This window comes from Anaeromyxobacter terrae, assembly GCF_022690685.1.
Classification (GTDB): domain Bacteria; phylum Myxococcota; class Myxococcia; order Myxococcales; family Anaeromyxobacteraceae; genus Anaeromyxobacter; species Anaeromyxobacter terrae.
Genome location: NZ_JALCYY010000064.1, coordinates 1 through 23,840 on the forward strand (window position 1 = coordinate 1; position 23,840 = coordinate 23,840).

The following is a 23,840-nucleotide window of genomic DNA, read 5'->3' on the forward strand; positions in this document are numbered from 1 at the left end:
CGTGGCGGCGCTCGAGGCGGCGCTGGTCGCCGTCGGCACGCCGCGCGCCCGGGAGCTCGCCGCAGCCCCGGCCGCCGGCCGGCGCGCGCGGGCGCTCGCCGCGCTGCTCGCCGAGCCGGAGGCGACCGCGTTCACCCTTCGTGCGATGGTGACCGTCGCCACCGTCTTCGCGGGCGTGCTCGCCGCCGCGGCCGGCGCCGCCCTCGCGCCCGGGGCCCCCTGGCTCGCGGCCGCCGCCGTGGCCGGGGGGGCGGTGCTCCTCTCCCTCCCGCTCGCCGCCGGCGCGCGCGGGCTCGGCGCCGCGCACGGGGAGACGATCGCGCTCGTGCTCGCTCCGCCCTTCGTCCTCCTGCGCGCGCTGGCCCGGCCGGCCGCGGCGCTCGTCGGGCTCGTCGCCGGCAAGAACGCCCGCTTCTCGAATCCCCCGCCGCCGCTCGACGAGATGGAGCGCGCGCTCTCCGAGTACGCGCGCGCCCGCGGCGGCGCGCTGACGACGACCGAGCTCATCCACGCGGTGTTCGAGTTCCGCGACAAGATCGCCCGCGACGTGATGGTGCCTCGCACCGACGTCGTCGCGCTCGACGTCGACACGCCCGTCTCCGAGATCCTCCGCATGATGGCCGAGGAGGGGCACTCGCGGATGCCGATCTACCGCGGGAACCTCGATCACATCCTCGGCATCCTCCACGCGCGCGACCTCGTCCCGATGCTCGCCCACCCGGAGCTCATCGTGCTCCGCGACATCCTGCGCCCCGCCCACTTCGTCCCGTGGTCGAAGCCGGTGGATCAGCTCCTCCGCGAGATGCAGCGCCGCAGGCTGCACATGGCGCTCGTCGTGGACGAGTACGGCGGGGTCATGGGCGTGTGCACGCTCGAGGACGTGCTCGAGCAGATCGTCGGCGAGATCGGCGACGAGTTCGAGGAGGAGGAGGGGCGGAGCGTCGAGGCGCACGGCGACGGCACGTTCACCGTGCTCGGCGCGACGCCCATCGCCGAGTTCAACGCGGCCGCGGCCGCCGCCGTCCCGGAGGACCAGGGGTTCGAGACCGTCGCGGGCTTCCTCAACTCGCTCGCCGGCGCCATCCCTGCGAAGGGCGACCGCTTCTTCTGGCGAGGGTGGGTCTTCACCGTCGCCGACGGCGATCCGCGCAAGGTGACGAAGGTCCGCGCCGCGCGCATCAAGCGGGCGTGACCCAAGGCCTGCGAGGGCCCGGACGCCGCGCCCCTCGCCGAGCGCGCGCCGCGCGCCGGCAGGCCCCCGGCCGACGCGCCCCGCGTGCGAGTGGCCGGGCGGGTGCGCCGTCCCTACCTGTGACGCATGAAGGAACGGAACGGCGTCCGTGTCGGGCAGCGCGTGCGGGACCTCGAGGGGAAGTCGCTCGGGCGGGTGAAGCACGTGTACGACTGGGGCTTCGACGCGGTGAAGGGGCTCCCGGTGCTCTTCCGGAGCGACTACGTCTTCCGCTACGACGAGGTGAGCGGCATCCGCGACGGCGCGCTGGTGGTCGCCCGCACGAACCGGGACCTCATCGACCTCGCGGCGGGCGAGGTACCTCCGTCCTGGCGCATCCGCGCGCCGCTCGGGCTCCCGAGGGTGGCGACGCCACCGGAGGCGCGCGCGGTCTTCGCCGAGCTCGCGGCGGCGCGGCTGCCCCCGCCGCCCGAGCGCACGGAGCCGCTCGAGCCCGTCCCCGGCCCCGCTCCCGCCGAGTCGCTCATCTGGGAGCGGGGGGACGCCGCGCTCGGCGCGGGCGAGGAGCGGCGGTACGTCGAGCGCCGGGGCCAGGGGAGCGACACCGCTCCGCCCGTACATCCGTGAGGTCCCGGGCAGTTCGCGCCCTCGAGCCGGCCTCGGGCGCCCTCACTGCCGGCGTGGTCCGCGGCGGGCGTCCGCGCTATCTTGCGCGCCCATGACCGACGCCCCGACCCTCGCCCCGGCGCAGCCGTCCCCGGCCTTCCGCTGGCTCGTGCTCCTCGCGTGCAGCGTCGCGATGTTCGGGAACTACTACGTCTTCGACGCGCTGTACCCGGTCACCCCGTTCCTGCAGGAGCAGCTCCACTTCACCGACCAGCAGATCGGGCTCCTCGACACCGCCTACAACGTCGCGGCGCTGCTCACGCTCATCGGCGGCGGCATGCTCATCGACCGGCTCGGGACCGCGCGCTCCGCGGTGCTCTTCGCAGCGGTCGGGGCGGCGGGGAGCGCGCTCATCGCGTTCCTGCCTGCGGCGATGCCAGGCTCGCCGGCCCTCGCGATGGCGACCGGCCGCTTCGTCCTGGGCGTCGGCTCGGAGCTCTTCATCGTGGCGGCGACCACGGTGGTCGGGCGCTGGTTCAAGGGGAAGGAGATCTCCTTCGCGCTCGCGGTGCAGCTCCTCATCGCCCGGCTCGGCTCGTGGGTCGCCGACAAGTCCCCGGACCTCGCGAAGGGGCTCTTCCACGACTGGCAGCCGCCGCTCATCCTCGCCGCCGGCCTCGGCCTGATGTGGCTCGTCTTCGCGGTCGTCTACGCCGCGCTCGAGACGACGGCGGCGCGCCGCTACGGCATCGCGACCGCGGGTCACACCGACAAGCTCGTTCTCAAGGACCTCGTCCGCTTCAGCCGCGCCTACTGGTGGGTGGTCGGGCTGTGCGTGGCGTTCTACGCGACCATCTTCCCGTTCCGCACCTTCGCGAACCTGTTCTTCATCCAGGCGCACGGCGTGGCGCCGGACCACGCCGGCACGCTCAAGAGCTGGCTGCCGGCGCTGTCGATGGTGGGCATGCCCCTCTTCGGACTGCTCGCCGATCGCATCGGTAAGCGCGCGCTGCTCATGACCATCGGCTCGGCGCTGCTCGTGCCGCCTTTCCTGCTCATGGCGTACACGCAGGCGCCGCTCGAGCTCTCGATGGCGATGCTCGGGGTGGCGTTCGCGCTCGTCCCGGCGGTGCTGTGGCCGGCGGTGACCTACCTCGTGCCCGACGCGCGGCTCGGCTCGGCCTACGCGCTCATGACGTTCTGCCAGCAGGTCGGCTGGGCGGGGATGAGCTGGGGCATCGGCGCCGCGAACGACGCCGCCGGCGCCTCCGCGCAGCACCCCGCGGGCTGGCTCCCGGCGATGTGGATGCTCGCCGCGCTCGCCACCGCCGGCTTCGTCTTCTCCTTCCTCCTCTGGCGCGAGGAGCGCGGCCCGAGCGCGCACGGGCTCGAGGCGGCGCCCGGCGGCGACGCCGCGTGAACGCCCCGGATCACCGGGAACGCGCCGCCGTCAACTTGTTTGCCTCGGGGATCCCGATCCCGTAAGCTGCGATATCTCCGCAAGATCCTGGGATCAGGGCGGGATCTTCGACGGCGATGGGGCAGGGCGGGCGAATGGACGGGGCGGAAGGGGCGAAGACCATCGTCGAGCCGGAGGAGTTCCTCCGTAGCGCGCTCGAGAAGATCGTGTTCTTCGAGTGCCGCGTCTCCCAGCTCGAGAGCGAGCTCGCCGCGGCGCGCACCACCGCCGAGCGCGCGCGGGGCGACGCCGCCCAGGCGCGGCGGCGCGAGGTGGACCTCGAGCAGGCGCTCGCGGCCGAGCGCGGCCAGCGCGGCGACGCGGCGGCCCGCGTCGACGAGCTCGAGGAGCGCGTGCGGCTGCTCCAGGAGGAGCGCGAGCGGCTCCTCGGTGGGCTCGTCGAGCGCGCGCGCCTCTCCGGCGCGACCGGCGCCGACGGCGCGCCCGGCCCGGAGGAGGGCGGCGCCGACCTCGCCGGCTTCATCGCCGAGCTGCGCGCCGAGATCGAGGTGCTCCGCGCCTGGAAGGCCGCGGCCGAAGCGGCGGGGCTCGGCGGTCCGGCGAGCGTCTTCGGCGGCCCCGCGCACGCGGCCGCCCACCCGGAGCGCACGGCCGCGCAGCGGCACGGTCATGACGGCAGGCCGGGACCCGAGTCGGTCTCGATGGTCGCCGACCGCTTCGCCTCCGACGGCCGCGTGGGCCTCACCGCGCGCGACAGCGACCAGATGAAGGCGCTCCTCGGGACGCGCGCCGATCGCGCGCTCTACGAGCGCTCCCTGGACGATCTCTCGGCCTCCGACGCCGGTCGCCGCCTGCGCGCCGTCCGCGCCCTCGAGGCGCTCGGCTCGAAGGCGGCCGCGCCGCTCCTCGCCGCCGCGCTCGGGCGCGAGCCGGAGGCCGAGGTGAAGGCCGCGCTGCTCGCCGCGCTCGCCCGCTTCAAGGAGCCGTTCGCGGCAGACCTCGCCGCGCGCGCGCTCGAGGACGGCCGGCCCGCGGTGCGCGTCGCGGCCCTCGAGGCGCTCGCGGCGGTCGCAGCCGACGGCGCCCAGGAGCGGCTCTCGGCGTCGCTGCGCGATCCGAGCCCCATCGTGCGCCGGCGCGCGGCGCTGCTCCTCGGCTTCGCCCCCGGCGCGGGGGCGGAGGAGGCGCTCGCGACCGCGCTCGCCGACCCGGATCGCGGCGTCGCCCGCGCCGCCGCCGCCGCGCTCTCCGGCCGCCCCACCGCCCGCGCGCAGGGCGCGCTCGCCCGCGGGCTCGAGCACCCCGACGCGTCCGTCCGCCGCGCCGCCGCGACCGCGCTCGGGCGGCTCGCCGGCGAGGCGGTGGACGCCGATGCGCCCGCCTCCGCGCGTCGCGCGACCTCTCGGAGGATCGCGGAGAAGCTCGCGGCGATGGGAGGGGAGGAGCTTCGCGCGGCGGTGCTCGCGTCGCTGCCGGCGACGGCGCCGAGCGTCGCGGCCCGGCCCCCGACCGCGACTCGGACCCCGACCCCGACGGTCCCGCTCGTGGTTCGACAGGCTCACCACGAGCGGCCGGTGATGACGACCGCTCGTCCTGAAGCCATTGGAACCAGCACCGCTCGCCCTGCAGCCGTTGGGACCGCTGTCCCTGCAGCTGTCAGGACCGCTCGCCCTGAGCCTGTCGAAGGGCGAGCGGGCCATGCGTCCTCGCCCGCGCCGCTCCTCGCCCGCGTCGCCGTCGCCGTCCTCGAGGACGGCGACGCCGCGCCGAAGCCGGGCGACGACCTCGGCCCCGCGATCGTCTCGGAGGTCCGCGCGGCCCTCCGCGGCTGCACTGCCGCCGATCTCTCGCGCATGCTCGAGGCCGAGCCGGCCCGCATCGACGCAGCCCTCGCCGCCCTCGCGGCCCGCGGAACCCTCGTCCAGCGCGGTGCGCGCTGGTTCATGTGCTAGGGGAACGGAATGGAGAACGTCCGCTACACCGCGAAGCGCCTCGCCGAGATCGTCGGCGCGACCGCGAAGCAGGTCGAAGGCGCGCTCGGGAAGAAGGACGGGTTCGTCCCCGACGACCTCCCCGTGCTGCGCGAGAAGCTGCGCCGCCCGCCGGAGCCGTTCCCGCCGCGCATCCAGCTCTTCCTCAACTTCAAGGGCGGCACCGGCAAGACGAGCCTCTCGTCGTCGTACGCCTACCGGCTCGCGGAGCGCGGCTACCGCGTGCTCATGATCGACCTCGACAGCCAGGGCCACGCGACGAAGTGCCTCGGCAAGGAGGGCGGGAGCTTCACGCAGACGCTGCACGACGTGATCATCCGCAGGCGGCCGCTCGACGAGGTCACCGTCGCGACGGGGATGCCGAACCTCTCGCTCGTCCCGGCCAACCTCTCGATGAGCACGATCGACCTCGCGCTCATGCCGCTCGCCGGCCGCGAGTTCCGGCTGCGGAACGCGCTCCAGGGCGTCGTGGGCAAGTACGACTTCGTGGTGCTCGACGCCCCGCCGTCGTTCGGGCTCCTCAACCTGAACGCGCTGATGGCCGCCTCCGACCTCGTCATCCCGGTGCTGGCCGACTTCCTCTCCTACGACGGACTGCGGCTCCTGTTCGAGACGATCCAGGGGCTCGAGCAGGACCTCTCGCACCAGCTCGAGAACATCTTCATCGTCGTGAACGCGTACAACCAGACGTTCAAGATCGCGCGCGAGGCGCTCGGCGCGCTGCGCGAGCACTACGCGGACTACCTGCTCGACTCCGTCGTCCGCCAGTGCACCAAGTTCGCCCAGGCGTCGTCCGAGGGCTGCCCGATCTTCGGGTACGACCCGGACTCCAAGGGCGCGACCGACATCGAGGCGGTCCAGAACGAGATCCTCGGGCGCATCCGCGCGGCCCTCGCCGAGGCGGGCGCGGCGGGAGCGTAGCCATGCGCAAGGCCTTCGACGCGAACGTCCCGAAGCTCCGGCCGCGCCTCAAGCCCGGCGCCGCCCCGGCCGTCGCGCCCGACGCAAACGCGGGCATCGCTGCGGCGGCCGAGGAGGCCGCGCAGGTGAGCGCGGCGATGCAGGCGACCGTCGCGGAGGAGCCCGCGCTTCCCGCCGCGGAGGTGGAGGAGCCGGTCCAGGCGGTGATCCCCGCCGCGACGGCGCCGCGCGCCCGGATTCCGACCCCGACGTCGACGCCGACCTCGACCCGGAACGCGACCGCGACCCAGGCCCCGACCCCGACCCAGGCCCCGACCGCGACCCCGACCGCGACCCCGACCCCGACCAACGCCACCACCGCCCCCGGCGGCGCGGAGTCGAGCGTCGACGTCATCTCCCGCCGCGACCGCCTCGAGAAGATCAAGCGCCGCGTCGCGGACGCCGCCCGGCCCGCGCCGCGCGTCGATCCCGTCCCGGCCGATCCGGCCCGGGCCGCCGAGAGCGTGCTCGCGCTCGTGCGAGACCTGGAGCTCGAGCTCGTGCGCGCCCGGGAGCGCGAGGAGGCGCTGCGGGGCGATCTCGATCAGGCTCGCAGCGAGCTCGGCCGCGCCGCGGGCGAGGCGCGCGCCTCCACCGAGCGGCTCGTCTCCGCCGAGGCGGAGCTCGCCGAGAAGCGCGGCGTCCTGACGGACCTCCTCGGCGAGATGACCGCGCTCGAGGAGGAGCGCGACGAGGCGCTCCGCCGCGCGCAGGCGATGGCCGCGCTCGACGAGGAGCGCGCGCGCCTGCTCGAGGAGGTCACGCGCAAGGCGGACGAGGAGGCCCGGCTCCGCGCCGAGCGCGAGGAGGAGGTCGAGCGGCTCTCCGAGGAGCTCCGCGCCGGCTCCACCGAGGGCGCGCGGCTCCGCACCGCCGTCGGCGAGCTCGCGCGCGAGCGCGATCAGCTCGCCGGCGAGCTCGACCGGCTGCGCCGCGAGCGGGACGAGCTCGCCGCCGCGAAGCGCGCGCTCGAGCAGGTGCACGCGGCGCTCGCGCAGGCGCGGGCGCGGCTCGGGTGAGGTAGGGGCCGCGGCGCGCGTGTGCCCCGCGCGCCGAGATGTACCCGCAACCCGCGCGGAGCGACCCCTCCCGATTCACCCGTGGTGCGATCCTTCCCGCCGCAGGATCGCGACCCCATGCCGCGCCCCGGTGGCGCCCGAGCCCGCGCGAACGGGCGGTAGAATCCGCCCCGGCTCGAGGGGCGGCGCGCGACCTTCCGCGCGCGGCCGGGGCCGAGGGATGGACGAGATGGCCTGCGCGCGCGTGTCGGGGTGTCCGCTCTACAAGGCGTTCGCGATGAAGTCGTCGCTCCGCGTCTGGCAGTCGTACTACTGCGACGGCGACTTCAGCCGCTGCGAGCGGCTGAAACGCTCGTCGGCCGGCCAGCCGGTGCCGCCCAACATGCTCCCGAACGGAAAGCTGCTCGACGTCCCGATCGATCAGATCCAGGACTGACCGGAGGCTCGCCGCGCCCGGGCGGCCCGCCCCGGCGGCTAGGGCGTCTGCGACCGTGACGCCGGCCGCTCGAACGGCCAGACGTTCCCCTCGCGCCGCTCCCGCATCCGGTCGAGCGCGTCGTAGGCCGCGTACTTGTAGGCCTCGCCGAGGGTCGGGTAGTTGAACACCGCCTCGATGAAGTACTGAAGGTCGCCCTTGTGCGACATCACCGCCGCGCCGGTGTGGACGAGCTCGGAGGCGTGCGGCCCGATGCAGTGCACCCCGAGGATGCGGCCGTTCTCGGCGTCCGCGATGAGCTTCACGAACCCGACGGCCTCGCCCACGAGGTTCGCGCGCGCGTTCTCGGCGAGGCTCGCGCGGCCGACGACGTAGGCGCGCCCCTGCTCCTTCAGCGTCTCCTCGGTCTCGCCCACGGACGAGAGCTCGGGGATGGTGTAGATGCCCATCGGCAGGATGTTGGAGACGCGCTGCTTGAGGACGCCGCCGCAGGCGTGGCTCATCGCGACGCGCCCCTGCTCCATCGACACCGAGGCGAGCCCGGGGAACCCGATGACGTCGCCCGCCGCGTAGATGTGCGGCACCGTCGTCTGGAACTGCGCGTTCACCTTGAGGAGCCCGCGCTCGGTCGCCTGGAGGCCGGCCGCCGGCAGGTTCAGCGCCTCGACGTTGCCGACGCGGCCCGAGGCAACGAGCACCTTCTGGGCGACGATCCGGCCCCCGTCCTCGAGCGTGACGAGCACGTCCTTCGCGCCCGGCTCGATCTTCGCCGCCCGCGTCTGCTGGTGGAGGTCGATGCCGCTCGATCTGAACACCTCCTCGAGCGCGTGCGACATCTCCGCGTCGAGCCAGGAGAGGAGCCGGTCCTTGGAGTCGACGAGCTTCACGTTCACGCCGAGCGCGGCGAACAGCGAGGCGTACTCGCAGCCGGCGACGCCGCCACCCAGCACCGCCAGCGAGCGCGGCACGCGGTCGAGGAGGAGGATCGAGTCGGAGTCGTAGACGTGGGCGTTGTCGATCGGGTACTGCGGCGGGTGGAACGGCCGCGTGCCCGGGGCGAGCAGGATGACGTCCGCCTGGAGCTCCTGGGCGCCGCCGTCAGGGACCGACACCCGGAGCGTGTGCGGGTCGACGAAGCTGGCGATGCCGCGGAACTGCTCCACGCCGGCGTGGTTCAGCGCGTTGCGGATCCGCGAGTGCTCGCGGCCGGTGACGAGGCCGCGGCGGCCCATGAGCTCGGGGATGGTGACGGTGCCCGAGACGCGGAGCTCGATGCCGTGGGCGTCGCGGCTGCGCGCCTGCTGGATGGCGAGGGCCGTCTCGCGCAGCGCCTTCGAGGGGATCGTGCCGGTGTTGGCGGAGGCGCCGCCGGGGACCGCCTCCTTCTCGATGAGGGCGACCTTCTTGCCGCTGAACGCCGCCTGGATGGCGCCGTTCTCGCCGGCGGGCCCCGAGCCGATGACCACCACGTCGTAGCGCAGCATGCGGCCGCTTATAATGCAGCCTCCCCGGGACTTCGATATTGTTAGCGGCTCCCGTGCAGAACGCCCCGAAGAATCCCGCCCTCGGCGCCGTCCGCAAGAACCTGATGGTCGAGCTGGACGAGCGGCGGCGCGCCCTCGCGCGGGCCGGGAAGCGCCTCTTCGACTTCGGGCTCGGCGATCCGAAGGAGCCGACCCCGCCCTTCCTGCGCGAAGCGCTCCGCGGCGCCGTCCCCGAGGTGTCGCAGTACCCGAGCGCGTTCGGCACGCCGGCCCTCCGGCGCGCCGCGGCCGGGTACCTCGCCCGCCGCTTCGGCGTCACGGTGGATCCGGAGGCGCAGGTGCTCGCCTGCGCCGGCGCGAAGGAGGCGATCTTCCACCTGCCCCTCGCGTTCGCCGGCGACCCCGCGCGGCGCAAGGTGGTGATGCCCGATCCCGGCTACCCGACCTACGAGGTCGGCGCGCGCTTCGCCGGGCTCGAGCCGGTGAAGGTCCCGCTCACCGCGGCGCGCCGCTTCCTCCTCGAGCCCGACGACGTCGGCGAGGCGGTGCTGCGCGAGACGCTCGTCTTCTGGATCTCCTACCCGCACAACCCCACGGGCGCGATCGCCCCGCGCGACTACCTCCGCCGGGTGGGGGAGGCCGCGCGCCGGTACGGGTTCGTCGTCGCCTCCGACGAGTGCTACGCCGACGTCTACTTCGGCGCGCCGCCGCCCTCGATGCTCGAGGAGCAGGTGGAGAACGTCGTCGCGATCCACTCCTGCTCGAAGCGGAGCGGGATGACCGGGTACCGCTCCGGCTTCCTCGCCGGCGACGCGGATCTCATCGCCGTGCTGCGCGCGCTCCGGAGCCACCCCGGCGTCACCTCGCCCGAGTTCGTCGCCGCGGCGGCGGCGGCGGCGTGGTCCGACGACGCGCACCCGGCGGAGCGGCGCGAGATCTTCCGAAGGAAGCGCGACCGCTTCCTGGCGTTCTTCGCGGAGCATGGCCTCGAGGCCGACGCTTCGGAGGCGACGCTGTACCTGTGGGTGCGCGTGCCGGGCGCGGAGACCGCCGCGTCGTACGCGCTGCGGCTCCTCGAGGAGGGGATCGTCGTCGCGCCCGGGCCGGCGTTCGGCGCGGGAGAAGGGTACGTGCGCGTGGCGCTGGTGCCGACGCTCGAGGAGTGCGAGGAGGCCATCGTGGCCTGGCGTAAGGTGAGGGCATGAACGACTGGAACGAGATCGAGCGGCGCATCGTCGCCGCCTTCGGGGATCGGCACAAGCTCGCCGACCCCCTCCACCGCGCCGCCGTCGTGCAGACGCTGCACGGCCTGGACCGCGGCGAGCTGCGCGTCGCGCAGAAGGTGGACGGTGAGTGGAAGGTGAACGCCTGGCTCATGCAGGCGGTGAACCTCTACTTCGGCATCACCGGGATGGAGACCCAGGACTTCGGGCCGTTCCAGACGCGCGACAAGATCCCGCTGAAGCACGGCCTCGAGGAGGCGGGCGTCCGGCTCGTGCCGGGCGGCGTCGCGCGCTTCGGCTCGTTCCTCGAGCCGGGCGCGGTGCTCATGCCCGGGTTCGTGAACATCGGCGCCCGCGTCGGCGCGAACTCGATGGTGGACACCTGGGCGACCGTCGGCTCGTGCGCGCAGGTCGGGCAGAACGTGCACCTCGCCGGCGGCGTGGGCATCGGCGGCGTGCTCGAGCCGCCCGGAGCGCGGCCCAACATCATCGAGGACGGCGCCTTCATCGGCAGCCGCTGCATCCTCGTCGAGGGCGTGCTCGTCGAGGAGGAGGCGGTGCTCGGCGCGAACGTCGTCATCACCGCCTCGACGCCGATCATCGACGTGACCGGCGCGCAGGAGGTGATCTACAAGGGCCGCGTCCCGGCGCGCTCGGTGGTCATCCCCGGCACCCGTCCGAAGCAGTACCCCGCCGGCACCTACCAGATCCCCTGCGCGCTCATCGTGGGCCGGCGCAGCCCGTCCACCGACCGGAAGGTCTCGCTCAACCAGGCGCTCCGGGACTTCGAGGTCCAGGTGTGACGCTGAAAGGCGCGCCCGGCGGGGCTCCCGTCGAATCGCTCGCCCAGCGCACCGCCGCGCTGTGCGGGATGTTCTCGCCCATCGGCCACGAGCGCGCCCTCTGCGACGCGGTCGAGGCCTGGGCGCGGGTGCGCTTCCCGCGCGTCGAGCGGGTGAAGGACTCGCTCGTCGTGCGGGTGGACGGCGACGCCGTCCCCGGACGGCCGACGGTCGCGCTCTGCGGCCACCTCGACACCGTCCCGGTGCACGACGAGGACCGTCACCCGCCGCGCCGCGACGGCGGGCGGCTCGTCGCGCCGGGCGCCTCCGACATGAAGGGCGGCGTCGCGGTGGCGATGGAGCTCGCCGAGCGGCTCCCGCGCGCGGCGCGCTTCTGCGACCTCGTCCTCGTGCTCTACGCGCGCGAGGAGGGGCCCTACCTCGAGAACGAGCTCGAGGACGTGCTGCGCGCGCCCGGCCTCCTCGCGGGGGTGGAGCTCGCGCTCTGCCTCGAGCCGACCGACAACGTGCTCCAGCTCGGCTGCGTCGGCTCGATCCACGCGACCGTCACGTTCCACGGCCGCGCCGCGCACTCCGCCCGGCCCTGGCACGGCGAGAACGCCGTCCATCGCGCCGGCGCCCTCCTCGCCGAGCTCCACGGGCGCGCGCCGCGCGAGGCGACGAGCGGCGGCCTCGTCTTCCGCGAGGTGCTCTCCGCGACCCGCATCGAGGGCGGCCACGCGCGCAACGTCGTCCCCGACCGCTGCACGCTGAACCTGAACTTCCGCTTCGCCCCGGACCGGTCGCTCGAGGACGCCGCCCGCGAGCTCGAGGCGCTCGGCGCGCGGCACGGGGCGGAGGTGCAGCTGACGGATCTGTCGCCGGCCTGCCCCGCCTACGCGGAACACCCGATCGTGCGCCGTCTCCTCGACCGGACCGGGATCGGCGTGGAGCCCAAGCAGGCCTGGACCGACGTCGCGCGCCTCGCCGTGCACGGCATCCCCGCCGCGAACCTCGGGCCGGGGGCCACGAGCCAGGCGCACCAGCGCGGGGAGTGGGTGGAGCTCCAGGCCCTCGCGCGCGGGTACGAGCTCTACGAACGGTTCCTCACCGGTGGGTGAACGGCTCACCCGGGACGCGGACCCGGCGCGGCGCGCGGCTATGATCGGCGCGCGTGCTCACCCCCCTGACCCTCGCCCTCGCGCTGGCCGCCACCGACGCCGTCGGTGAAGGAAGCGCTGCGACCTCGACGCCGCCGAGCGCGGCGTCGAACTCGACCGTCGCCTCCGCGCTCTCCCCCGGCCGCCTCACGCTCGCGCGGACGGACGCGCAGGACGAGTACGGCTGGGAAGGCGGGGCCGACGACGAGGAGCACGCGCCGCGCCTCTTCCTCACCGCCTGGGGCGGCGAGGCGTTCGATCTCGGCAGCGGCGAGAAGCACTCCGGCTCGGCGTTCGGCGGCGAGGTCTCCTACGCGCTCGGCTTCGGCGACCTCGGGGTGTGGGGCTCCGCCTACAAGATCCGGAACGGCGGCAAGGACTGGGCGCCGGTCGCGCTCCTGCGGCTCACGAACCGCTTCCAGACGCGGCGCGGGCTCGAGGCAGCGTTCACGTTCGGTGTCGGTGCGGGACGGCCGACCGACTGGCGCGTGTGGTTCCAGGTGGCGCTCGGGCTCCGCCTCGACCTCGGCCCCATGTTCCTCGCGGGCGAGCTGTCGTTCGAGCAGGACCAGCTCCTGCGCCTCTCCGGCGGCCTCGGCGTGAAGCTCTAGCCGGGCGCGGCGACGGGTGCGCGTCCCCGACCGGGCTGGCGATCGCGGTTGATCCGGATCGCGCGGACGTTACATCGGCGCATGTCGATTGCCGATGAACGCAAAGGAGCCGCTCGCATGAAGCACGTCCTCCTCGCCCTCGGGCTCGTCCCCGCCCTCGCCTTCGCGGAGCCGACGACCTGGAACGTCGATCCCTCCCACACGCAGACGAACTTCACCGTGCGCCACCTGGCGATCTCGAACGTCCGCGGTGAGTTCAGGAGCACGAAGGGCGTCCTGAAGCTCGACGAGAAGGACCCGGCAAAGTCGTCGGTCGAGGCGACGATCGACGCGGGCACCATCAACACCCGCGAGGACCAGCGCGACGCGCACCTGCGCTCGCCGGACTTCCTCGACGTGGCGACGTACCCGACCATCACCTTCAGGTCGACGAAGGTCGAGAAGGCCGGGAAGGGCTACAGGGTCAGGGGCGAGCTCACGCTGCACGGCGTGACGCGGCCGGTGGTGCTCGAGGTGAGCGACCTCACGCCCGCGATGAAGGATCCCATGGGCATGGACCGCCGCGGTGTCCGCGCGGCGACGAAGATCAGCCGGAAGGACTTCGGCCTCGAGTGGAACAAGATGGTCGAGGCCACCCCGGTGGTGGGCGACGAGATCCGGATCGAGATCGACGCGGAGATGGTGAAGCAGCCCGCGGAGGGCGCGAAGCCGGTCGAGGCGAGCCGGGAGCCAGCGGCGGCGGCGAAGGCGAACTGACGCGGCGCGCCCCCGGCCACCGCGCGTGACGGCGCCCCGGCCCGCGACTGTCGCGGCCGAGGCGTCCGGGTCTCGGGGCCGGCCGCCCTCCGTACGATCCGTCCGCCCCGCCCCTCTCCCTGAACGCCCGCTCACCTCCTGCGCGATCGCCGACCGGCACATCGGTTGCTCTCGGCGCGCGCATGCCGTCCATCGCCTCCGACGCCGCCGCTCCGAGTCACGACCGCCCGCGGGAGCGGCTCCTCGCCGACGGCCCGCGCGCGCTCTCCGACGCCGATCCACCCGAGCGGCGATCCCTCCCCGAGCCCCGACGACGCGGATCTCACCGAGCGGCTGCGCGCCGCGGCCGAGCTCGTGGGCGTGCTCGCGCGCGACCACGTGATCGTCGCGGCGGGCGGCTACTACAGCTTCGTCGAGGCGGGGAGGTGGAGACGTTGAGCGAGCGGCGATTGCCCAGCTCCTACGATCGTGGCGGGTCACACGCTCGCACCACCGCGGGGCCGAGGACGAAGAGAGCGAGAGCTCGTCGCTGTCACCGCACGGACGCGGCGCGCCGCGTCCGCTAGGCCATCCTGAAGCCCGGGTCCCACCCGAGGACGCGGACGGCCTTCTCGATCTGGACGAAGCCGTCCGCCTCGGCGACGTTGTAGACGCCCGGCTGCGCCCTCGTGATCGCGAGCTGGGCGGCCTTCGCGGCGGCGTCCACATGCACGGGCCCCAGGGGGCTGGGCGCGTCGAAGCCCGTTCCGGGCCCGTAGAACTTTCCGTAGCGCAGGACGATGCCTTCCAGCGGCGCCTCCAGCACCTGCCGCTCGAGGCTGAGAACGCCCGTCACGGTCCCGCCGTACACGGGGTGCGTCCCCGGCAGGAGCGGATCCTCCTCGCGGTGCGGCGTAGGGCCCTCGGCGTAGATGAACCCGATGCTCTGGGCGATGAGCTTCCGGGCGCCGGCGCGAACGGCGGCGGCGACGAGGTTGCGCGTGCCCTCGTCCCGCAGGCGCGCGTTGCGCGCGAGGGCGTCATTCATCTTGCTCGCCTCGAGCGCGTACGGCAGGTCCGTGAGCTGGTGGATGACGACCTCGGGCCGGACGCCAGCCACGATCTCCCGGAGCGCGGCGTCGAAGACGTCCACGACCACCGGCTCGACGCCCATCGCGCGCAGGAGGGGTGCCTTGTCGGCGGATCGCGTGGTGCCCACCACGCGCCAGCCGTCCGCCACGAGGAGGGGGGCGAGGCGCCGGCCGATCGCGCCGGACGCTCCCGCGAGAAAGACGCACTTGCTCATCGAGGGCTCTCCCTGCCTGGGTTCACTCGGGTGGTTCGCGCTCGAGACTGCCGGGCCTTCGCTACCCGGCGCCGACGTCTCTCGGCCGCTGCCCGCCCGATCCTGCGCTCCTGGAACCATGCCTCGGCGTCCCGGAGGAAAGGCTCCGGCGCCTTTCGCTCGAACTCGTGACTCAGGTCCGCGATCGTCTTGGAGGCGAGGAAGCCCTGGAGCGCGCCCTCCGCCTCCCTCATGAACAGGACGCTGACCGGCTCCGAGCGCGCTGCGAGGACGAGAAGGGAGTGCAGCGCGTACTCGGAACCGGCTCCGTAGAGGACGATTTCAACTAGCACCTCACAGGTCGCAGTAAATAGCGTCGTCGGCGCGTGCCCGTCAAGGCGAGCCGCCGCCCCAGCGACGGCGGCCGCCATCACGGCGATCGTGCTCACTCGCCAGTAGCGACATTGGTGTCCTGGAACGCCGGGCGCATGCGCAGGACATCGACCGCGAGGCCTTCAACCGCGCGTTGGGGGGTACGGCGGACGACGAGGCGACCGCGCGCCGCGTCGCCTGGGGGGCGGTGGAGCGGGTGGAGGCCCTAGCGCGGCTCGCCCAGCGGGGGGCCATCGACCGTCTGGGCGGTCGCCGGACCCTGGCTCGCGCCAGCGCTACCGGGCCGCGCGCGAGACCGGGACGGTCACCCCGTTCGACTCGTACGACGAGATCATCACCTGGACCTCGGCGAAGTCCCAGCGCAGCCCCTCGGGGACCCGGACGCGGAGCTCGGTGGGCGTCGCCGCCTCGGCGCGGACGGCGGTGCTGCCGAAGCGGACGAACACGAGCGAGGGATCGCGGATGAACCCGCGCCCGCGGATGGTGACCTCCGCGCCGGCCGACAGCGGCTGCGGCGTCACCGCGTCGACGTGGAGCTCCGCCGGGTTCCACGCCGCGTAGGGCTCCGTCTCGCCTGAGCCGCCCGAGCACGCGCTCGCGGCGAGCAGGGCGGCGAGCCCGATCGATCGCACCGTCTTCATGGCGTCCCTCCGAGCAGGTCGGCGCCGCTGTAGAGCCAGATCACGCCCTCGCGCATGTCCGCGACCGCGGCGTCCGGCGTACCGTCGCCGTTCACGTCGCCCACCGCTGCGAAGTCCCAGCCGAACGTCGTGGGGATCCGGCCGCCGCTGACGGGGTTCGGGACGACGACCGTGGACGCTTGCAGGGCGCCCGAGGCATCGCGCGTGAGGCGCACGGCCCCGAACCCGGAGAGGAGCCAGTTCTCGGCATCCTCGAGGGCGCCGAGGCCGACGAGGAGTGTCCCCGCCTCCGACATGAGCGGCTCGGCGCGGAGGCCGATGCACCCGAGGTCGGGCGCTGCGAGGACCCCCTGGAAGTCGTCCTGCGCGAGCGCGAGCGGCTCTGCGGTCCACGGCGCGAGCGGGAACGACGCTGGCGCGAACGCATGGAGCGTCGCGCGCCCGGCCGACGGCCAGCGGCCCGGGTAACACAGGCCGCCCACGACGAGTCCGGCGCCGATCGCGTCCCCGGAGATCACGACGTCGCCGCGCACGTTCGCGCCTGCCAGCGCGAGCGTGGCGTCCGGCGGGCGATCCACGGTCGAGGCGCGGATCGGGCCCCGGTAGACGGCGGCGACCGGGGTCCCGTCGCCGCTGGCCACGCCGCCCGCGATGGCGAGATCCTTCACGCCGTCGCCGTCCACGTCCGTCACGAGGAACGAGCGCCCCTGGCCCCACGCGACCGCGGGATCCGTGACGAGCCACGCGCTCGGCCGGCGCGGCACGGGTCCGCACGGCACGCCCGCGGTGCAGGACTGCGGCGCGAGCGGCCCGAGATACACCGCGACGGCGGTGTTCGCCCGGTTCGAGAAGGGCCCATCCCCGCGAAGGGTCGCGACGACGTCGTCGCGGCCGTCGCCGTTCACGTCGAGGATGTCGAGCGCGGCGACGTGCATGTACTCCGCGTACGCCGTCCCCGTCGAGAACCACGCGGGCCGGGGCGGCGCCAGCGCGAGGTACCGCCCGGGCGTCCCGCCGAAGAACGCGATGAGCGTGTCGTCGCCGAGATAGGCCTGGTACCCGGGCGCGTGCGCCGCCGTCAGGACGTCGTCGCGCGCGCCGTCGCCGTCGAGGTCGCCGACGGCGAGGTCCGACCCGATCCCCTCGCCCGCGGGGAAGCGCAGCCCTTGGGCGTTCGAGTAGAACACGGGCGCCGTGAGCGTCCGGTCGAAGTCGAGCTCGAAGCGGTCGCCGCGGTTCATGTAGAACAGCACCGCCCCCGAGTCGCCGATGCCGAGCGAGATCCCCGCGGAGCTCAGCCTGTAGCTGCCCTCGGAGCCGACCACGAGGTCCCGCAGGCCGTCGCCGTCGACGTCCGCGGCGACCACCGCCTTGCCGAAGTACACACCCCAGCCGAAGCCGACGAGCGCGTCCGCGCCCGCGACCGGGCTCTCGAGGAGCACGTGCGTCGGCGGCATGATGACGCCGAGCGGGTTCACCGCCAGATCGGTCGGGACCGGAACGGGCGGCTCCATCTCCCCCTGCGAGGGCGGCGGGGGCGGCGGCGGACCGTCCGCGCCGATCTTGTTGTGCCGCAGCGCCGCGGCGCCGTAGGCCTCCGCGACCGTGTCGATGATCCGGGCGTATCCGTCCCGCGCGCCGCGCAGCGCGTCCCAGAGGTGCGAGATGATGTGCACCTCCGACACGACGCCGATCACGCTCGCGATCTTGAGCTGCGCGAGCAGCTGCTGGACGGTGACCCGGTTCGAGGCGTTGCGGTCGCCGCTCGTCACCGGCTCGCCGGGATCGGCGTCGTTGGGGAAGTCGATGAGGTCCCAGAGGCCGCCTGCGACGAGCCCCTCGTACGCCGCCCCCTCGCCCTGCGGGAGCTGAGCGAATGGGCCCAGGCGGTGGATGGACTCGGCCGACACTGGATACGAGTTCTCGTCGAGGACGGCGGGGTTCGCGCGCCCGAGGAGCACGGCCTCGGGGGGCGACAGCGCCTGCCAGAAGTCCGCCCAGCCCTCGGTGAACGCGCAGTGCTGCGACTCTCTCGAGGTGAGGTAGTGCGTGCCGCACTCGGTCAGCGTCTGGACGTCCTGGAGGATCGGCAGCGTGCCGAGCGTGTCGTACATCACGGTGTGCCCGTACTCGTGGCGCGTCGTGGCCGGCTCGAGGAACGGCTCGTGGAGGGGCATCTCGACCGTCCACGACTCCGTCTTCAGGACGTACTGGATCGCGTCACCGACCCAGTTCACCACCGGGATGCCGATGTTCACCGGGTCGAACGGCGGGGCGCACGCGGTGTCCGGGCAGAAGCTGCTGGGGTAGTGGATCCAGCGCCTGGGCGGGGCGCCGGACTGGCGACCGCCCGCCTCGAGGTACGCCCGCTCCGCCGCGAGGGCCTGGTAGTGCGTCTCCATCGCGCCGGCCGTGAGCTCGCCCACGTAGCGGACGCGGTCACGCCCCGTGAGCGTCACGTCGTAGTGGACGTTGCCGTCGTGCTTCTTCGCGCGGCGCGTCTTGTAGCACCAGCTCCCGCCGCACGTGCCCTGGAGGCTCCACGCGCTGTCGAGGGCCTTCCGGAAGCTCATGTCGGAGTGCTTGTAGAGCGTCGCGGTGAACCACGCGGGGAACCCGAGCCTGAACGTGTCCGAGCGCATCCGGAACACCGCGTAGTACTTGCCGTTCTTGTTGTCGATCGGGATCTGGAAGTGGCCGTTCGCGTCGGTGACCGTCGCGCCCTGGAGATCGTCCGGCCACCACGCGCGGTGGCGGTACACCTTCACGAACAGCCCCTCGACGCCGTGCGGCCCCTTCGTGTCGTCCGGGAGCGTGTCGACCCGGACGGTGCCCTCGTAGTACGGGCCCGTCGAGAGCGCCTGCGAGGTGACGGCGGCCGAGCGCGAGCGCAGCGTGGCATCGGCCGGCGTGTCAGCGTCGGAGAGGGTCGCGGGATCGTCCGGCCCGACCGTCGGGATGAACACCTCGTCCTCGAGCGGCTCGCCGGGCTCGTAGGCCTGTGCCTCCTGGCGGACCTGCTCCGCGAGGAGCGTCCCGAACGCGTTCGCGAAGTCGAGGATGCGCGCGCCGCTCGCGTCGACCTGCACGTACGCGACGGCGCCGGCCCGCTCTCCCGAGCGCGGGTCCGCTCCCCGCGCGTCGAGGACGACCGGGTACACGCCCGGCTCCGCGGCGCGGAACCGGACCACGGCCTTCGCGACGGGCGCGCCGCCGGACGCGACGAGCAGCGGTCCGCTCGCCTCGAGGACGTTCCCGACCTTCAGCGACATCGTCCCGGGCGACCTCGCGACCGCGTCGAGGCGGAACGCGTAGACACCCGGAGGGACCTGCGCGCCGCGGTCGTCCTGGAGGTTCCACGCGACCGAGAGCTCCGCAGTGGACGGCTCCGCGTTGCCCCGGGCGGAGGCGGCTCGCGCGGGCGCCTCGCCGGTGAGGGTGCGCACGAGGACGCCGCCGGGATCCGAGATGGAGAGCGTGTACCTGACGACCGCCTCGCCGCGCGCATTGGCGGGGGGCGTCACCGAGACCGTCGCGCGGATCCTCGCCGCGACGGGGTCCGCGCCGAAGGTCGCGATCTTCCCGGGGACGGCGTCGACGCGCCGGAAGCGGTTCGCGCCGTTCTTCGTGAACGCGATCGGAGGGAGCGCCTGCGCCGCCGACGAGGCCGCGAGGGGAACGGGCGCGGCGTCCACCCCGAGCTTCGGGTCCGCGCTCGCCTGGACGCTCCAGCCGGCGGCGGACCCGGGCGAGAGCAGCACGACCTCGAACGCGCCGTCGCCGCCGACGGGCGCGGACGTGAGCGGCTGCACGACGAGGGCCGCGGTCCCACCGTCACCGGCCCGTGCGTCCGTCGCGACGAGCGACGCGAGCGCGATCAGCGCGGCGCGAGCGCACGGCAGCCGCGCGCCCCTTCTCCAGCTGGAAACCATTCCCCCTCCAAGGTCCCGCGTCGGATGGGCTCCGACCGGAGGGGAACCTCGCAGGCCGCGTCACCGTGCGTCAAGCGCCATGGTCACGGTGGGTCACATGAGAATCACCGAGGGTGTACGAAGCGGCTCACATCCGCTGACACCATCCCTCGCGCCCCGGGTCCCCGCAGGCGTCCGCGTCCACGCAGCGGAACCCGGGAGCGCAATCGCCCGAGTCGAGGCACCACGTCATGAAGCAGCGCCCCTGGCCGTCGCCCTCGACGATGCAGGAGCCTGCCGCAGTTCGCCCGAGGCAGTCGGCGTCGGTGGCGCACGCCGGCTCGCAGTACGCCGTACCCTCGACCCGTGAGGTGCACACCGCGCCCGCGGGGCACGGCGACGTCGCGTTGCACGGAGTCGTGCACATGGCGTTGGCGATCGGCACGCACGCGAGGCCCGCGGCGCAGTCGGTCGTCTTCCGGCAGATGTCTCCGAGCGCCTGGTCCTGCAGCGGGGCCGACGGGCCGGTCGCGCGCTCGCGGCACTCGCCTGGGCACGCCGTGAGGAGCCCGGCAGCGGCCAGAGCGAGCAAGGCGCCGGCGGCGCGAGTCGTCTCGAGACGGTGTGGGACGGGACGCGCTCTCGCCAAGGTCACCTCGAGGTGCTCGACGTGAGTGTGTCACGCTCGGTGCGTGACCACAAGGCGACTCGGGCACGCGAGGTCCCACGGAATGCCGGCTCTGCATAGAGCGCGTGCGCGTGTCGCCGGCCGCACTCCGTACGCTCGGTCCGCGCCGCGCCCCTCCCCCTGAACGCACGCTCACCTCCTGCGCGATCCGCTCGCGGCACATCGGTTGCTCTCCGCGCGCGCATGCCGTCCACCGTCTCCCACGCCGTCGCTCCGAGTCACGACCGCCCGCGCGAGCGGCTCCTCTCCCAGGGTCCGCGCGCGCTCTCCGACGCCGAGCTCGTCGCGCTCCTCCTCGGCGCCGGCTCCGCGCGGCTCTCGGCGCGAGCCGCGGCGCTCGCGCTCGTCGAGGCGGTCCCGCTCGCGGAGCTCGCCTGGGCGCCGCCCGACGCGATCGCCAGCGCACCCGGCGTCGGGCTCGCCCGCGCCGCGACCCTCGCCGCCGCGTTCGAGCTCGGGCGCCGCGCCGCGTGGGCGCCGCCCCAGCGCGGGGAGCGCTGCCTCGACCCCAGGCGCGTCGCGGAGCTCATGCGTCACGCCGCGCACGCCGAGCGGGAGACCTTCCACGTGGTCCTGCTCGACGTGCGCGGCCGCCTCGTGCGCACGGTCCAGGTGGCGGAGGGCTCGCTCGCGCAGTGCCCGGTGTCCCCGCGCGACGCGCTCCGGCCGGCGGTGCGGGAGGGCGCCCACGGCGTCGTGTTCGTCCACAACCACCCGAGCGGCGACCCGTCCCCGAGCCCCGACGACGCGGACCTCACCGAGCGGCTGCGCGCCGCGGCCGAGCTCGTGGGCGTGCTCGCGCGCGACCACGTGATCGTCGCGGCGGGCGGGTACTTTTCGTTCGTCGAGGCGGGACGCTGGAGGAGGTGAGCGCGCGGCGGTTCCTTCGGTCCCCGCCGGCGCCCTCGCCGGGGAGCTGAAGCTTCGTCCATTTGCGACGCCAGGTCCTGCCGCCGCCCGAGGTACGCTACGGGGGACGGGTGAGGGACGTCGCGGCCGCTCCCCTCTGCCCACCGCCGAGAGACGTCGCCATGTCCCTGCGCGCACACGCCAGGCTGTTCCTCGTCGCGGCTCTGATCTGGCTCGCCTTCTGGGTCGCGGGCCTGCCCGACTACTACCAGCAGTACTCGACGCGCTCCCTGGTAGTGTTCGAGGTCCTCCTGCTCGGTCCGGTGTGGACGGTGGGATACCTCGCGCTGCGCGACCATCGACGCGTGTCGCGGATGAGGCGCGCGGTCGCGATCTCGTTCCACTTCACCATCCCGCTCTTCGTCTACGACCTCGCATATTGCGGCCTCTACCGCGGCCTCGGCCTCGGCTTCGTGGTGCCGTACTGGTACCTCACTGCGTACTACTTCGTGCCGTGGGTGCTGTTCCTGCCGACCGCGGCGTGGCTCGACAGGCGGGCCGCAGCCGTGGGCTGGCCCAATCGAGCGTGAGACGTCGGGTACACAAGGTGACGGTGGGAGCGGCAAGCCACGGCGCGACGAGCAGCGCGTGGTCGCGACGCCGCGCTCGGGGCAACCCGAAGGCCCGCGCGGCCGCCGCGCTCGGGAGCGCCGCCTCGACAGGGCGCACCCGGAGAACCCGCCGCGCGCCGTAGACTGGCGAGGGCGGCGGCGGGGCACTCCCGCCCCGGTGGCCGACCCGAAGGCGAGCGCGACGCGCGGGCGAGGCGTCGAGAGGCGGCGGCCCATGCCTTACGCGGCGAACGAGGACCTTCCACAATCCGTGCGGGCGCACCTGCCGCCCCACGCGCAGGACATCTACCGCGAGGCGTTCAACCACGCCTGGGAGCAGTACGGCGGCGAGGAAGAGACCGCGCACCGCGTCGCCTGGGGGGCGGTGAAGCGGCTCTACGTGAAGCAAGGGAGCGACTGGGTGCGGAGGGGCCTCTAGGGGGCGCCGTGGACGAACCGGCGCTCGCTCGAGGGCGGGAGCCTCCGGGCTCCGGGACCACGGCGCTGCCGGCGCGCGGACCGCTGCGCTGGCTCTCCTGGCTCGTGGGGATCGCCGTCGTCGCGGCGGTGATCGGCGCGGCGCTCCACTTCTCGGAGGAGCGGGAGCTCGTACGCCTCGCCGAGGACGCTCGCCCCGGGTGGCTCCTCGTCGCGGCGCTCCTGCAGGCGGGGACCTATCTCGCCCAGGGGGAGATCTGGCGCCTCGTCCTCCGCGCCGCACACGCTCCGCTCCCGCTCGCGACCGCCTTCAAGCTGAGCCTCGCGAAGCTGTTCGTGGATCAGGCGATCCCCTCGGCGGGCCTGAGCGGCACGGTGGTCGTCGCGAAGGATCTCGAGCGGCGGGGCGTCCCGCGCGGCGTGGTCATGGCGGCCGTGGTGGTCAGCACCGCCTCGTACTACGGCGCCTACGTCGTGAGCCTCGCGGCTGCCGTGGCGATCACGATCGCGGAGGGGCACGCGAGCGCGCTCGTCATCGCGGCCTCCGTCCTGTTCGCCCTCTTCGGCTCGGCGCTCGCGCTCGCCGTGCTGGCGCTCTCCGGCTTCAAGCAGGGCGCGCTCGCGCGAGTGGCCGTGCGCGTGCCGCGGGCCGCGCGGGCGCTGCGGCTCCTCGGCGAGGCGGAGCCCAGGCTCGCCCGCAGCCCGGGCCTCGTCTCTGCGTCCATTGTCCTCCAGCTCGCCATCGTGCTGCTCGACGCAGGGACGATCTGGGTCCTCGTCCGCTCGCTGGGGAGCGCCGCCCCTGCGAGCGCGGTGTTCGCGAGCTTCATGGTCTCGACGCTGCTCCGGACCGTCAGCGTGATCCCCGGCGGCCTCGGGACCTTCGAGGCGGCCTCCGTCGTGACGCTCAAGCTGGCCGGGGTCTCCTTGCCGGTGGCGCTCTCGGCGACGCTCCTGTTCCGCGGGCTGAGCTTCTGGCTCCCGATGCTACCGGGGCTCTTCTTCTCGCGCGGCGAACGGGGCGAGCCGCCCCTCGCGTGAGCGGCCGAAAGCGGGAGCGTCCGTGCCGTCAGCGCCGGCGCGCCGGCTTCGAGATCGCGGCCGGGACCTTCTTCGAGGCGAAGCTCGAGACCCGCTTCAGCGCGGGCGGCGGGTCGTTCATCGCGACCTGCTTGCCGTCGAACGCCGCGAGCCGCTTCGCCTCGACGGCGTCCTTCGCGCCGAGGCCGGCCTTGAGCGCGCGCACGGCGAGGGGCTTCGCGGCGGCGCCGTCCCCGGCCGCGTGCGCGGCGCGGGCGGCGGCGAGGAGCGCCCGCGCGTCCCGTGGCGCGCTCGCGACGGCGCGCTCGGCGGCGCGGCGGGCCTCGGCGGGCTCGCCCTCGGCGAGCCAGGCCGCCGAGAGGAG

General features: G+C 74.1%; 21 protein-coding genes and 2 pseudogenes. 17 read left to right on the plus strand and 6 right to left on the minus strand.

Features of this window, described 5'->3' with window-relative positions; genetic code table 11:
- The first annotated feature begins 1 nt into the window (after window position 1).
- The 7 genes from MNY62_RS21145 to MNY62_RS21175 all read left to right on the plus strand — a co-directional run bounded on the left by MNY62_RS21145 (window position 2) and on the right by MNY62_RS21175 (window position 7,624).
- The gene (locus MNY62_RS21145; protein ID WP_408629101.1) at window positions 2–1,192 is read left to right on the plus strand and encodes a hemolysin family protein; all 1,191 of its coding nucleotides are present in this window, start codon (window positions 2–4) and stop codon (window positions 1,190–1,192) included.
- A gap of 126 nt (window positions 1,193–1,318) precedes the next feature.
- A complete protein-coding gene (locus tag MNY62_RS21150; protein WP_242346334.1) occupies window positions 1,319–1,819 on the plus strand; it encodes a hypothetical protein in 501 nt (166 codons plus the stop codon).
- Between the two features lie 91 nt (window positions 1,820–1,910).
- On the plus strand, window positions 1,911–3,218 hold the full coding sequence (locus MNY62_RS21155) for an MFS transporter (protein ID WP_242346335.1): 1,308 nt from the start codon (window positions 1,911–1,913) through the stop codon (window positions 3,216–3,218).
- A gap of 134 nt (window positions 3,219–3,352) precedes the next feature.
- Window positions 3,353–5,170: a HEAT repeat domain-containing protein gene (locus MNY62_RS21160; RefSeq protein ID WP_242346336.1), complete on the plus strand. Its 1,818-nt coding sequence runs from the start codon at window positions 3,353–3,355 to the stop codon at window positions 5,168–5,170.
- Window positions 5,171–5,179: 9 nt separating this feature from the next.
- On the plus strand, window positions 5,180–6,130 hold the full coding sequence (locus tag MNY62_RS21165; protein ID WP_279426722.1) for a ParA family protein: 951 nt from the start codon (window positions 5,180–5,182) through the stop codon (window positions 6,128–6,130).
- 2 nt (window positions 6,131–6,132) lie between these two features.
- On the plus strand, window positions 6,133–7,188 hold the full coding sequence (locus tag MNY62_RS21170) for a hypothetical protein (protein ID WP_242346337.1): 1,056 nt from the start codon (window positions 6,133–6,135) through the stop codon (window positions 7,186–7,188).
- A 229-nt stretch (window positions 7,189–7,417) separates the two neighbouring features.
- Complete coding sequence (locus MNY62_RS21175; protein ID WP_242346338.1) at window positions 7,418–7,624, plus strand: hypothetical protein; 207 nt, start codon at window positions 7,418–7,420, stop codon at window positions 7,622–7,624.
- A gap of 38 nt (window positions 7,625–7,662) precedes the next feature.
- Here the strand turns inward: MNY62_RS21175 and sthA are convergent, their stop codons facing one another.
- Window positions 7,663–9,108: a Si-specific NAD(P)(+) transhydrogenase gene (sthA, locus tag MNY62_RS21180; protein WP_242346339.1), complete on the minus strand. Its 1,446-nt coding sequence runs from the start codon at window positions 9,106–9,108 to the stop codon at window positions 7,663–7,665.
- Window positions 9,109–9,161: 53 nt separating this feature from the next.
- Between sthA and dapC the strand changes: the two genes are divergently transcribed.
- The 6 genes and pseudogenes from dapC to MNY62_RS25640 all read left to right on the plus strand — a co-directional run.
- Window positions 9,162–10,313, plus strand: a complete 1,152-nt coding sequence (gene dapC, locus MNY62_RS21185; protein WP_242346340.1) for a succinyldiaminopimelate transaminase — start codon at window positions 9,162–9,164, stop codon at window positions 10,311–10,313.
- Entirely contained in the window at window positions 10,310–11,134 is an 825-nt protein-coding gene (locus tag MNY62_RS21190) for a 2,3,4,5-tetrahydropyridine-2,6-dicarboxylate N-succinyltransferase (RefSeq protein WP_242346341.1), read from the plus strand. Before dapC ends, MNY62_RS21190 begins: the two co-directional genes overlap by 4 nt.
- Window positions 11,131–12,234 (plus strand): succinyl-diaminopimelate desuccinylase, encoded by a 1,104-nt coding sequence (gene dapE / locus MNY62_RS21195; RefSeq protein ID WP_242346342.1) that lies wholly within the window; start codon window positions 11,131–11,133, stop codon window positions 12,232–12,234. Before MNY62_RS21190 ends, dapE begins: the two co-directional genes overlap by 4 nt.
- A gap of 53 nt (window positions 12,235–12,287) precedes the next feature.
- On the plus strand, window positions 12,288–12,884 hold the full coding sequence (locus MNY62_RS21200; RefSeq protein WP_242346343.1) for a hypothetical protein: 597 nt from the start codon (window positions 12,288–12,290) through the stop codon (window positions 12,882–12,884).
- A 117-nt stretch (window positions 12,885–13,001) separates the two neighbouring features.
- Window positions 13,002–13,640, plus strand: coding sequence for a YceI family protein (locus MNY62_RS21205; RefSeq protein WP_242346344.1), 639 nt, complete (start codon window positions 13,002–13,004; stop codon window positions 13,638–13,640).
- Window positions 13,641–13,919: 279 nt separating this feature from the next.
- Window positions 13,920–14,078 (plus strand): annotated as a pseudogene (locus MNY62_RS25640) (JAB domain-containing protein); the annotation flags it as partial.
- A 124-nt stretch (window positions 14,079–14,202) separates the two neighbouring features.
- Here the strand turns inward: MNY62_RS25640 and MNY62_RS21215 are convergent.
- From MNY62_RS21215 to MNY62_RS21230, 4 genes are all read right to left on the minus strand, one after another.
- Window positions 14,203–14,925, minus strand: coding sequence for an NAD-dependent epimerase/dehydratase family protein (locus tag MNY62_RS21215; RefSeq protein ID WP_242346346.1), 723 nt, complete (start codon window positions 14,923–14,925; stop codon window positions 14,203–14,205).
- Window positions 14,922–15,353, minus strand: a complete 432-nt coding sequence (locus tag MNY62_RS21220) for a hypothetical protein (RefSeq protein ID WP_242346347.1) — start codon at window positions 15,351–15,353, stop codon at window positions 14,922–14,924. Before MNY62_RS21220 ends, MNY62_RS21215 begins: the two co-directional genes overlap by 4 nt.
- Before the next feature lie 219 nt (window positions 15,354–15,572).
- Window positions 15,573–15,938 carry an IPT/TIG domain-containing protein gene (locus MNY62_RS21225; RefSeq protein ID WP_242346348.1) on the minus strand — a complete coding sequence of 122 codons (366 nt, stop codon included), beginning with the start codon at window positions 15,936–15,938 and terminating at the stop codon, window positions 15,573–15,575.
- On the minus strand, window positions 15,935–19,870 hold the full coding sequence (locus MNY62_RS21230) for a hypothetical protein (RefSeq protein WP_242346349.1): 3,936 nt from the start codon (window positions 19,868–19,870) through the stop codon (window positions 15,935–15,937). Before MNY62_RS21230 ends, MNY62_RS21225 begins: the two co-directional genes overlap by 4 nt.
- 850 nt (window positions 19,871–20,720) lie before the next feature.
- On the opposite strand from MNY62_RS21230, the gene radC reads away from it, so the two are divergent.
- The 4 genes from radC (at window position 20,721) to MNY62_RS21250 (ending at window position 23,476) form a co-directional block, all read left to right on the plus strand.
- A complete protein-coding gene (gene radC / locus MNY62_RS21235; RefSeq protein ID WP_242346350.1) occupies window positions 20,721–21,407 on the plus strand; it encodes a RadC family protein in 687 nt (228 codons plus the stop codon).
- 161 nt (window positions 21,408–21,568) lie between these two features.
- A complete protein-coding gene (locus MNY62_RS21240) occupies window positions 21,569–21,976 on the plus strand; it encodes a hypothetical protein (protein ID WP_242346351.1) in 408 nt (135 codons plus the stop codon).
- Between the two features lie 256 nt (window positions 21,977–22,232).
- Window positions 22,233–22,436 carry a ChaB family protein gene (locus MNY62_RS21245; RefSeq protein WP_242346352.1) on the plus strand — a complete coding sequence of 68 codons (204 nt, stop codon included), beginning with the start codon at window positions 22,233–22,235 and terminating at the stop codon, window positions 22,434–22,436.
- A gap of 8 nt (window positions 22,437–22,444) precedes the next feature.
- The gene (locus MNY62_RS21250; protein ID WP_242346353.1) at window positions 22,445–23,476 is read left to right on the plus strand and encodes a lysylphosphatidylglycerol synthase transmembrane domain-containing protein; all 1,032 of its coding nucleotides are present in this window, start codon (window positions 22,445–22,447) and stop codon (window positions 23,474–23,476) included.
- Window positions 23,477–23,504: 28 nt separating this feature from the next.
- Here the strand turns inward: MNY62_RS21250 and MNY62_RS21255 are convergent.
- A pseudogene (locus MNY62_RS21255) lies at window positions 23,505–23,840 on the minus strand (tetratricopeptide repeat protein); the annotation flags it as partial.